Annotated in this window: 9 protein-coding genes; 4 read left to right on the top strand and 5 right to left on the bottom strand. The window is 71.1% G+C overall.

Features of this window, described 5'->3' with window-relative positions; all coding sequences use genetic code 11:
- The coding region (locus G6017_RS11030) for an alpha/beta-hydrolase family protein (protein WP_182617357.1) at positions 1-724 on the top strand (724 nt) is incomplete at its 5' end.
- Positions 725-798: 74 nt separating this feature from the next.
- On the opposite strand, the gene G6017_RS11035 is transcribed toward G6017_RS11030, so the two are convergent.
- Positions 799-2,664, bottom strand: coding sequence for an ABC transporter ATP-binding protein (locus G6017_RS11035; protein WP_182609954.1), 1,866 nt, complete (start codon positions 2,662-2,664; stop codon positions 799-801).
- Positions 2,665-2,893: 229 nt separating this feature from the next.
- Between G6017_RS11035 and G6017_RS11040 the strand changes: the two genes are divergently transcribed.
- A complete protein-coding gene (locus G6017_RS11040) occupies positions 2,894-4,456 on the top strand; it encodes a fatty acid desaturase (protein WP_187701314.1) in 1,563 nt (520 codons plus the stop codon).
- Positions 4,457-4,499: 43 nt separating this feature from the next.
- Positions 4,500-5,135 (top strand): TetR/AcrR family transcriptional regulator, encoded by a 636-nt coding sequence (locus G6017_RS11045; protein WP_241730643.1) that lies wholly within the window; start codon positions 4,500-4,502, stop codon positions 5,133-5,135.
- 49 nt (positions 5,136-5,184) lie between these two features.
- On the opposite strand, the gene G6017_RS11050 is transcribed toward G6017_RS11045, so the two are convergent.
- Positions 5,185-5,943, bottom strand: a complete 759-nt coding sequence (locus G6017_RS11050) for a PaaI family thioesterase (protein WP_179524022.1) — start codon at positions 5,941-5,943, stop codon at positions 5,185-5,187.
- Between the two features lie 12 nt (positions 5,944-5,955).
- Between G6017_RS11050 and G6017_RS11055 the strand changes: the two genes are divergently transcribed.
- Positions 5,956-6,777 (top strand): SDR family NAD(P)-dependent oxidoreductase, encoded by an 822-nt coding sequence (locus G6017_RS11055; protein ID WP_187700525.1) that lies wholly within the window; start codon positions 5,956-5,958, stop codon positions 6,775-6,777.
- A gap of 92 nt (positions 6,778-6,869) precedes the next feature.
- Here the strand turns inward: G6017_RS11055 and G6017_RS17235 are convergent, their stop codons facing one another.
- From G6017_RS17235 to G6017_RS11070, 3 genes are all read right to left on the bottom strand, one after another.
- Positions 6,870-7,568: a PaaI family thioesterase gene (locus G6017_RS17235; RefSeq protein ID WP_182617359.1), complete on the bottom strand. Its 699-nt coding sequence runs from the start codon at positions 7,566-7,568 to the stop codon at positions 6,870-6,872.
- Between the two features lie 40 nt (positions 7,569-7,608).
- Positions 7,609-8,340: a PaaI family thioesterase gene (locus G6017_RS11065; protein ID WP_304815966.1), complete on the bottom strand. Its 732-nt coding sequence runs from the start codon at positions 8,338-8,340 to the stop codon at positions 7,609-7,611.
- On the bottom strand, positions 8,340-9,350 hold a 1,011-nt coding region (locus tag G6017_RS11070), incomplete at its 5' end, for an FAD-dependent oxidoreductase (RefSeq protein WP_182617361.1). The genes G6017_RS11070 and G6017_RS11065, both read right to left, overlap by 1 nt.

A 9,350-nucleotide genomic window follows, 5' to 3' on the forward strand; every position in this document is an offset into this window, starting at 1 on the left:
CACTGGCGGAGACTCCGCGATCGCGGCCATGCAGTACTCGTTCCTGCCCAGCCCCCTGGCGTTCGTGGCCGATCGGCAGTCGCCCCAGCGCGCGGGACGCGCCCTGTTCGAGGCGGTGGAGCGCGCCGTCGCGGACGTGCCCGAGGCCCGTCGCCCCGCACTCGTCGCGTTCGGGGAGAGCCTCGGCTCCTTCGGGGGGCAGACCGCCTTCGGTGGTGCCCAGGACATGGTGGCCCGGACCGACGGCGCGCTGTGGGTGGGCACGCCCAACTTCTCACCGCAGTGGTCCTACCTCACCGCCCACCGCGATGCGGGCTCGCCGGAGCGACTACCGGTGATCGACGGCGGTGAGCACGTGCGCTTCGCCGCCGGCGGGCCGGATCTGGATCTCGACGGCGCGCCCTGGTCCTCTCCGCGGATCGTCTACTGGCAGCACGCCTCCGATCCCATCACCTGGTGGTCGCCCGACCTCCTGCTGCAGCGCCCGGACTGGCTGCGGGAGCCACTGGGCCCCGATCTCGACCCGGGGGTGCGGTGGACCCCGTTCGTGACGTTCTGGCAGGTCACCCTGGACATGGTGTTCTCCGCGGAGGTCCCTGCCGGCCACGGTCACACCTTCGGGCCGGACGCCGCGCAGATGTGGGCCCGGATCCTGGACCCCCCGGGCTGGGCCGACGCCGACACCGACCGGGTCCACGACGCGATCGCCGGGGGACGCTACTGACGGGGGTGCTTCCGACCGGTGGGAGTGCTGCTGACCGGTGGGGGTGCTGCTGACCGGCCCCGCCGACGCGGCTGCTACTCCTGGTCCGCGAACTGGGTCTCGTACAGCTCGGTGTACCGCCCACCCGCGGCCAGCAGCTCGGGGTGGGTGCCCGACTCCACCACGCTGCCGCCCTCGAGCACGAGGATGCGGTCGGCGGCGCGCACGGTGGACAGTCGATGGGCGATCACCAGGGACGTCCGGTGGGACATCGCCTCGGTGAGGGCCTCCTGGACCGCGGACTCGTTGGTGGAGTCCAGTGCGCTCGTGGCCTCGTCCAGCACCACCACGGAGGGCTCCGCGATGAGCAGCCTCGCGATGGTCAGGCGCTGCCTCTCGCCACCGGAGAGGCGGTACCCGCGGTCGCCGATGACGGTGTCCAGCCCGTCGGGCAGCGACCGGACCAGCTCCTCCAGCCGCGCCCGGCGCAGGGCGTCCCACACCAGCTCGTCGGTCACCTCCGGACGGGCGAAGGTCAGATTGGACCGGATCGTGTCGTGGAAGAGGTGGCCGTCCTGGGTGACCATGCCCACCGTCCGGCGCAACGACGACGAGGTGACCTCACGCACGTCGAGGCCGGCCACCCGCACCGCCCCCGAGTCCACGTCGTACAGCCGCGGGAGCAGCGACGCGATGGTCGACTTGCCCGCGCCCGACGATCCGACCAGTGCGATCATCTGCCCCGGTTCGGCGTGGAAGCTGACCCCGTGCAGGACCTCCTGCCCGCCGCGGGTGTCGAGTACGGCGACCTCCTCCAGCGAGGCCAGGGAGACCTTGTCGGCCGAGGGGTAGGAGAACCGGACGTCGTCGAACTCGATGGCGGCGGGGCCCTCGGGCACGTCGACGGCGTCGGGGGCGTCCTTGAGCAGCGGGTCCAGGTCCAGGACCTCGAAGACCCGCTCGAAGCTCACGATAGCGGTCACCACGTCCATCGGTGCGTTGGCCAGCGAGGTCAGCGGGCCGTACAGGCGGGTCAGGAGGAGGGCGAGGGCGACGACGGACCCCGCGTCCATCCCGCCGGTGAGGGCGAACCAGCCGCCGACGCCGTAGACCAGCGCGAGGGCCAGGGTGGAGACCAGCGTCAGCGAGTTCATGAACACGCTCATGAGCAGCGCGGTGCGGACCCCGATGCCCCGCACCCGACCCGCGCGGGAGGCGAACTCCGCGGACTCGGCGTCGGGGCGGCCGAACAACTTGACGAGGGTCGCGCCGCCGGCGTTGAAACGCTCTGTCATCTGGTCGTTCATCGACGCGTTGAGGTCGGAGGCCTCGCGACGGAGCCTGGCCAGGCGCCTGCCCACGTAGCGGGCGGGGAAGAGGAACACCGGTAGCAGCAGCACCGACATGAGGGTCAGCTGCCAGTTGATCCCGGCCATCACCACCAGGGTGAGGATGAGCTGGACGAGGTTGGACACGACCCCGGAGAGGGTGTCCGAGAAGGCCCGCTGGGCGCCCAGGACGTCGTTGTTGAGCCGACTCACCAGCGCACCGGTGCGGGTACGCATGAAGAACGCGACCGGCATGGTCTGGACGTGGTCGAACACCGAACGGCGCAGGTCGAGGATCAGACCCTCGCCGATTCGCGCCGACCAGAACCTGGTCACGACGTTGTTGACCGCCTCGACGATGCCGATCACCGCGATGGCGGCGGCGAGGAGGAACACCACCCGTACCGCGGCGCCGTCCACGATCGCGGTGACCACCCGGCCGGCGAGCAGCGGGGTCACCACGGCGAGGGAGGCCCCGAACACGGACAGGATCAGGAACAGGACGATCAACCGGGTGTGCGGTCGCGCGAACTGACCGATCCGGTGGAAGTTCTCGCGGGTGAAGACGCTGCGGTCGAGCGTGATGTTGTTGTTCTCGGCCCGCATCAAGGTGCGCATGGCGGCCTGCTGCATCGTCACGTCCGCCACTCCTCCCGCGTCGGAGTGGATCCGACGACCTGTCGGTACAACTGCGCGGACCGCCCCCGTATTCCGCACCGGCCGGTGGAACGGATGGCCTCGTCGTCGTCCTCCCTGGACAAAATCAGACCCCATGTCTAGACATGGCCCGGGAATTTGTCTAATCTTGTCTCCAGACAGTGGCGTAGGCCACATCACCAGTGATCTTTGGAGGTCGTTGACGATGTCCAGCACCGAGTACATCCGCCCCCGGGGCGCAGACGAGCGTCCCGACCGGGACCCCACGACGGACCCCGCCGCCCGGGACGCCGCCGCCCAGGACACCGCCGCGGTGGGTGACGCCACCGACGCCGCGGTCGAGCCGTACGCGTGGACCGACGCCAAGCGGTACCTGTGGCTGCTCGGCCTGATCCCGGCGATGGGGCTGTTCCTCTCGATGCCGTTCGTCATCGGGTTCAACGGGCTGGGTCTGGGCTGGGCCGCCACCGCCGCGTGGTTCCTGCTCCCCGTCCTGGTCTACGTCGCCATCCCCCTCGGCGACCTGGCGGTCGGAGCCGACGGCCAGAACCCGCCGGACGAGGTGATGGACCGGCTCGAGGCGGACCCCTTCTACCGCTGGTGCACCTACCTGTACATCCCCTTCCAGTACGCGTCCCTCATCGTCGCCTGCTACCTGTGGACCGCCCAGGACCTGTCGTGGCTCGGCTACGACGGCGGGCTCGGGATCGCCGCCTCGATCGGTGTGGCCTGGACGGTGGCCATCACGGGCGGGATCGGGATCAACACCGCGCACGAGCTCGGCCACAAGATCGCCGGGAGCGAGAAGTGGCTGTCCAAGGTCGCCCTGGCCACCACCGGGTACGGACACTTCTTCATCGAGCACAACCGTGGGCACCACGCCCGCGTCGCCACTCCCGAGGACCCGGCCAGCTCGCGCTTCGGCGAGTCGTTCTGGGCGTTCCTGCCGCGCAGCGTCGTGGGATCCGCACGGTCGGCCTGGCACCTCGAGTCCGAGCGGCTCGGTCGCCTGGGCAAGAGCCCGTGGACGATCCGCAACGACAACCTCAACGCGTGGCTCATGACCGTCGTGCTCTTCGGCGGACTGATCGCCGTGTTCGGCTGGGAGGTCGCGCCCTGGCTCCTCGTCCAGGCGGTCTTCGGCTTCTCGCTGCTGGAGGTGGTCAACTACCTGGAGCACTACGGCCTCAAGCGGCAGAAGACCTCCGCCGGCCGCTACCAGCGCTGCCGCCCGGAGCACTCGTGGAACTCCGATCACCTGGTGACCAACATCTTCCTGTACCACCTGCAGCGCCATTCGGATCACCACGCCAACCCGATGCGCCGCTACCAGGTCCTGCGCAGCTTCGAGCAGGCCCCGCAGCTGCCGTCCGGGTACGCCACGATGATGGTCCTGGCCTACGTGCCGCCGCTGTGGCGCAAGGTCATGGACAAGCGGGTGCTGGCCCACTACGACGGTGACATCACCCGGGCCAACATCCAGCCGTCCAAGCGCGAGAAGATCCTCGCCCGCCACGGGGTCGATGCGGCCGCCGCCGGCTCCACCGCGGTGGCGGAGAAGGTGGTCGCGGACACCGACATCGCCGCCGACCAGACGTCGCCGACCGGCGAGTACGTGTGCCCGAACTGCGGGCACCACTACTCCGAGGCGGCCGGCGAGCCGCGTGAGGGATTCCCGCCCGGGACCCCGTGGTCGGCGATCCCCACCACCTGGCGGTGCTCGGACTGCGGCGTCCGCGACAAGGTCGACTTCCTGCCCGTGAAGTAGCCCTCCACCACCCGCGGACGCCAGATCAGGAACAATGGACCTCATGCCGCGCCGCCCCTCCACCAGTGACCGACGCTCCTCCGGGGATTCCCAGGGGGAGCGTTGGTCGCCTCGCCTCACCGTCTTCGACGCGATGCACGAACTGTTGGAGTCCCGTGACTGGTCGGCCGTGACCATGTCCGACGTGGCCAAGGCCGCAGGACTGAGCCGCCAGACGCTCTACAGCACGTTCGGCAACCGTCAGGGCCTGGCCCAGGCGTACGCGCTCCAGCTGTCGGAAACCTTCGCCGGCGAGATCCGGGACTCCATCATCAGGCATCCCGGGCAGATCGAGCTGGCCCTGAGTGAGGGGATCAACGGCTTCCTGCGGTCCAGCAGTCGTGACCCGCTCATCCGGGCGCTCGTGACGGGGGACATCAAGCCGGACCTGCTGCGGCTGATCACCACCGAGGCGGGGCCGCTCATCGAGCGCGCCACCGAGGTGCTCGTGCCGGCCTTGTCCGAGAGCTGGATGCGGATCGAGGCGAGCCAGGCCCGGCTGGCGGCCTCGATCATCGCCCGGATCGGCATCAGCTTCATCTCGCTCCCGCCCGAGGACCCGGACCAGTTGGCCTCGGGCCTGACCGAGGTGATCGCCCCCTACCTGCAGAAGGTCGTGCAGGTCGACCTCCAACACTGAGTCGGCGGCGCCCCGGGGTCGACACCCCGGGGCCAGGTGTCGGGTCCGGTCAGGCACCGTCCCCCACGGTCGACCGCTGGTCCGGGCGACCCGGCACCGCGACGCTCGCCTCGAGGAAGAGCCCGCGGGCCTCGACGCACAGCCGGTCGCCCGCGTGGATGGTCGCCTTGGTCCAGGTCTTGCGGCCGTCCACCTCGTCCACCCACGAGCGGAACGTCAGCGGCCGCAGCAGCGGCGTGGGTGACCGGTAGTCGATCTCGTAGTGGGCCGTCATGCCGTAGCGGCCTCCCCAGTGGTTCGCGAAGCCCATCATGTGGTCGATGATCAGCGCGCTGATCCCTCCGTGGACGCACCCGGGAGGGCCCTGGTAGGCCAGTCCGAGCGTGACCTCCGCCGTCACCGACCCGTCGTCACACCCGGAGAACCGCACCGGCGGGGCGATCGGGTTCTCCGGACCGCCGACGGGGTTGGCCCGGCGGGACCCGGCGCCGGTCCACATGGCCTCCAGCCGACGGGCCGGCTCCGGCACGCGGGGCTCGAGGAGGTCCGCGACCTCGGCCAACCGGTCCGCGATGTCCCCCAGCTCGACCTCCGAGTGGGCGAGCCCGGCGATCGCCTCACGCAGCCTGCGCAGCTCCGCCACCGAACGATCGAGATCCGGATCCGGCGTGGGCAGGTCGGGGACCGCGATCGGATCGAAGGTGTCCCCCAGTCGCTCCCGCATGCTGCTCAACTGGAAGTCGTCCACGCCCTCGATCCTCGGGAGCGGACCTCGGCCGATTTCAGGACTGTCGCTGTCGTTGGTCATACTCTGGAGACTATGTCGACACCCGTCAAAAAGAAGCAGATCGATCCGTCCACGTACGGCCCCTGGGCTCTGGTCGTGGGCGGCAGCGAGGGAGTGGGTGCCGAGATCGCCCTCCGCCTGGCCGACGCCGGCGTCTCCTCCGTGCTGGTCGCCCGCCGGAGCGGACCCCTCGAGGAGACCGCCGAGGCCGTCCGCGCCCGGGGTGTGGAGTGCCGCGTGCTCTCCGTCGACCTCACCGGGCCCGGTGCCGCCGACGGGATCGCCGCCGCCTGCGAGGGACTGGACGTGGGGCTGGTGGTCCTCAACGCCGGGGCCAACACCTACGGCGCGGAGTTCGCCGAGTCGGACATGGAGCGGGTCCAGCAGGTCATCGACCTCAACATCACCTCGCCGCTGGCGGTCATCCGGCACTTCGCCCCCGCGCTCAAGGCCCGCGGCCGGGGCGGCATCGTGGTCATGGGGTCGATGGCCGGCTACCTCGGACACGCGGACATGAGCATCTACTCGGCGGCCAAGGCGTTCAGCCGGGTCTTCGTGGAGGGGCTCTGGCTGGAGATGCGCGAGCACGGGGTCGACGTGGTCGAGGTGATCCTCGGCGTGACCCGGACCCCGGCCATGATCCGCGCCGGTCTGGACATGGATCTCCCGGGCATGACCGTGAGCGAGCCCGCCGACGTCGCCGACGAGGTGCTCGCGTCGATCGGCGAGGGCCCGGTCCACGTCTGCGGCGGGGAGGGCAATCTCAAGGGCGTCGAGTTCAGCTCCGGAGTGGAGCGCGGCCGGATCGTGGCCGGGGCGCACAAGCGGATGAAGGCCCTACGCGGCGAGGGCTGAGCGGCTCCACCGACGCGTCGCGTCCCCGCCCCCCGGGACCCCGGACGCCGGCCCGCTCAACCCGGGACCGGACGCCGGCCCGCTCAGCCCGGTCAGCCCTCGATGGGACGGTCCCGCTGCGCGTCCGAGATCCCCCTGGGTTCGATGAACAACGCCTCGGCGCGCGCGCACAGCGTCTCGCCGGTGTACACGGTGGCGCTGGCCCAGATCTTGCGGCCCTCCACGCGGTCCTGTCGCGCCTCGAACCGCAACGGGGCGTACAGCGGGGTCGGCGAGATGTAGCTGACCCTCAGGTCCGCGGTCAGGCCGACGCTCTTGGCGGCGGCGTTGGCCAGGCCCAGCATCTCGTCGAAGACCAGCGCGACGATCCCCCCGTGCACGCACCCGGGAGGGCCCTGGTACTCGATGCCCAGTCGCAGATCCGCCCGCACGGTCGCGTCGGGCAGAACTACCGGCTCGAGCGGCGGGGAGACCGGGTTACGGCTGCCGATCGCGGGGTTGGAGGCGAGATGCTCCGGAACGCCCCAGGTCGCGTAGTCGGAGGGGCGCACCATGGTGCCGACGGCCTCGAGATGGTCGGCGAGCTCCCGGACGGTCCTGACGGCGTCGTGGACGTCGTCGAAGCGCGACCCCGCCACGAGTCCCCGCACCCGGCGCAGTTCTCGGGCCAGGTCGGTGGACCCGGAGGCGTCGTCGTCCTGGCGCAGGAACGGGGCCCCCTCCTCGCCGGCCGAGGCGGGATCGGTCGTACCGAAGGGGCGGTCGTCGGTGGCGGAGGTATCGGTGGTCACGAAAACCGAATCTACTCCGCATTCACCCGGTCACCGCCGGTCACCCTCCCGCGAGGCGGCGCCGGTTCTCCAGGAGCAGGCCGCCGGGTTCGACGAACATGCCCTCGGCGGTCGCGCACAGTCGATCGCCCGCGTGGATGGCGCCCTGCGCCCAGATCTTGCGCCCCTCCACTCTGACCTGCCGACCGGTCACCACGATCGGCTCGAGGACGGGGGTGGGGCTGCGGTAGTCGACGTCCAGGTAGACGGTCATCCCGGTGGTACCGGCGTGGAAGTTCGCCCGGCCCAGCACCACGTCGAACAGCAGCGAGACCACTCCGCCGTGCACGCACGCGGGCGGGCCCTGGTACTCCAGACCCAGCGTCACCTCGCCGCGGAGGGTCCCGTCGGCCAGGATGTCGAACCCGATCGGCGGGGCGAGGGCGTTGGAGCGGCCCACCACCGGGCAGTTGGTGACGTAGTCACCCGACGACCACGTGACCGCCTGCCTGCGCTCCGTGCTCGCCGAGGCGGCCTCCAGCCGGTCGGCCACCTCGCGCAGCCGGTCGGTCAGCGGGGCCAGGTCGGTGTCGAACAACCCCCCGGTGGTCAGCGCGCGGATACGACGCACCTGCTCCACCAGCGCGTAGAGGCCGGCCTCGTCGTCGTCGACCTCGTCGATCCGTTCCCCGCCCCCGCGTGACGGGTGCAGCGGACCCGTCTCCACCACGGGTCGTGCCCGCCGCGGGACGGCCACCGGACCGGTGGCCCCGCCACCCGGGTGATCGGTCACTACCCGGTCCCCTGCGCCGCCCCGCGACCGGCGCGGCGGCCGAAGAACGAGCCGTCGCCCAGGGACGTGCCGGAGATGTAGCCCTCGCCGTGCAGGCCGTGGGTGCAGCGGCCGGCGGCGAACAGGCCGGGGATCGCCTCACCCGCGCGGTCCAGCACCCTCGACTGCAGGTCCGTGTGCAGCCCGCCCAGGGTGAATCCCTGTGGTTTGAGGGGGAGTCCGTTGAACGAGTCCGGGCCGCCCGCCCCGGTGGGGTAGGCGCCGAACGGGGGCTCGAGCGGGCGGACCCAGCGTGAGCTCTTCCCGAACTGGGGATCCTGGCCGTCGCGCGCACCGGCGTTGTAGCGGCGGAGGGTGTCGGCCAGAGCCTCCGCCGGCAGCCCGCAGTCCGCGGCGAGTTCCTCGATGGTCTCCGCGGCGTGCATGGGCTGCATCCCCCACAATTCGCTCTCCGGGACGTCCTCGATGCCCTTCTCGTCGATGATCACCCACACCGGCGGCCGGCGGTGGTGCACGGCCGCGTGGCAGTACAGGCCCGGGTAGACCTCCTCGTTGATGAAGCGCTGGCCGTCGCCGTCCACGAGCATCGCCCCCACCGCCAGCCGCGGGATGATGAGCATCGCCGTCTCGGTCTGGTGCATGCGGCGCACGGCGGCGCCGACGTCCATGCCCATCTCGATCCCGGAGCCGTCGTCGCGGCCGTCGGAGACCTTGTCCTTGCCCACCTGCTGCGGAGCCCACTGCTCGAGCATGCGGTCGTTGTCGACGAACCCGCCGGTCGCCAGGACCACCCCGCGCGTGGCGCGGTACTCGCGCTCCTCGCCGAACTCGGTCGCCCGCACGCCCACCACCCGGCCGTCGGCGACGATCAGCGATCGCGCCCTGACATCGCAGTGCAGCGTCACGCCGGCCTTCCGCGCGGTGGCCACCAGGGCGTCCATCAGCACGTTGCCGGCGAAGTTCGGGGCGGGCGGGCGATGTCCTCGCGCCGCGGGCCGCGCGATCGAGGA

This window comes from Dietzia sp. B44, assembly GCF_014145245.1.
In the GTDB taxonomy this organism is placed as follows: domain Bacteria; phylum Actinomycetota; class Actinomycetes; order Mycobacteriales; family Mycobacteriaceae; genus Dietzia; species Dietzia natronolimnaea.

Excerpts from the sequence above, each read along its gene's own strand:
- G6017_RS11035 (WP_182609954.1), bottom strand. The coding sequence starts at position 2,664 with ATGCAGCAGGCCGCCATGCGCACCTTGATGCGGGCCGAGAACAACAAC.
- G6017_RS11040 (WP_187701314.1), top strand. The coding sequence starts at position 2,894 with ATGTCCAGCACCGAGTACATCCGCCCCCGGGGCGCAGACGAGCGTCCC.
- G6017_RS11045 (WP_241730643.1), top strand. The coding sequence starts at position 4,500 with ATGCCGCGCCGCCCCTCCACCAGTGACCGACGCTCCTCCGGGGATTCC.
- G6017_RS11050 (WP_179524022.1), bottom strand. The coding sequence starts at position 5,943 with ATGACCAACGACAGCGACAGTCCTGAAATCGGCCGAGGTCCGCTCCCG.
- G6017_RS11055 (WP_187700525.1), top strand. The coding sequence starts at position 5,956 with ATGTCGACACCCGTCAAAAAGAAGCAGATCGATCCGTCCACGTACGGC.